Source organism: Herbaspirillum sp. B65 (assembly GCF_000333555.1).
In the GTDB taxonomy this organism is placed as follows: domain Bacteria; phylum Pseudomonadota; class Gammaproteobacteria; order Burkholderiales; family Burkholderiaceae_D; genus Herbaspirillum; species Herbaspirillum rubrisubalbicans.
The window spans coordinates 1-951 of the sequence record NZ_BADI01000954.1; the positions used below are offsets into that span (position 1 = coordinate 1).

The window sequence follows — 951 nt, forward strand, 5'->3', positions numbered from 1 at the left end:
CGCTGGCGGTTATAAAAAATTTCGATGTATTCCTGAATCGACGCCTCGGCTTCAGCACTCGTTGTGTGACGTTGATGATGAATCAGTTCGTCTTTCACGCCGCCCCAGAAGCTCTCCATCGGCGCATTTTCGTAGCAGTTTCCTTTGCGCGACATTGATGCCATCACGCCGAACTGCTCCAGCAAATGACGATAGGCCTGAGCGCAATAATGGTTGCCACGGTCCGAGTGGTGAATCAGACCATGCGTACGTTTGTGCTGCACGGCTTTTCATAGCTTCATCATGGTCAGTTCCTGTGTCATCCTCACACTCATGGCGTACCCCGCCAACTTACACGTAAAAACATCCCTCACTCCCGCCAGGTACAAGCTGACTAAGAACCGAGGCTCGTTCCCCAGCGACGAGGCACTGGTCAAGCTCTTCCTCCTTGCTCTGCGTAACATCAGTAAAAAGTGGACGCTACCCATCCGAGATTGGAAGGCTGCACTGACTCGGTTTACTACCCAGTTCGGTGAACGTATTTCTATGAATTAAACGAAACCCCGTTTACACAAAAATTCGGGCACGCCCAGATCGGCGTCGTTGTCATGCTCAATTTAGCTCAAAGGGCATTTTGCCCGGTGCAATCAGCCGTTCAAAATCAGGGCGGCCGAATTCACGCCCAACTGGCCTTATCTTCATCCAAGCAAGATCTTCAGGCGCCTGTACAGCTGCGTTTTGTGAGCCTGTTTATTCATCATCATTTCGCTCAGTCGCAGAGGACAAATATTTTCCGAAGTTTTCTTTCTGCGGCAATGGCGCGATCATGCTAGTCGCCTGAGGCTTTCAGGAATTTAGAGATCGACAGCCAGCAGGCAGCTCCTAAGTCACCTTCTTCGAGTTGCAGTTGATTTAATTTCCTCAGGGCAATCGAGAGGTCGATATCGTCGTGCATGTCCATGTGCATCTCCC

At 50.7% G+C, this 951-nt stretch carries 2 pseudogenes; one reads left to right on the forward strand and one right to left on the reverse strand.

From position 1 onward, the window contains the following. Positions 1-368, reverse strand: a pseudogene (locus I5W_RS30385) (DDE-type integrase/transposase/recombinase); the annotation flags it as partial. Here I5W_RS30385 and I5W_RS30390 point away from each other — a divergent pair. After that, positions 367-534 (forward strand): annotated as a pseudogene (locus tag I5W_RS30390) (IS256 family transposase); the annotation flags it as partial. The pseudogenes I5W_RS30385 and I5W_RS30390 overlap by 2 nt on opposite strands. Positions 535-951 lie beyond the last annotated feature (417 nt).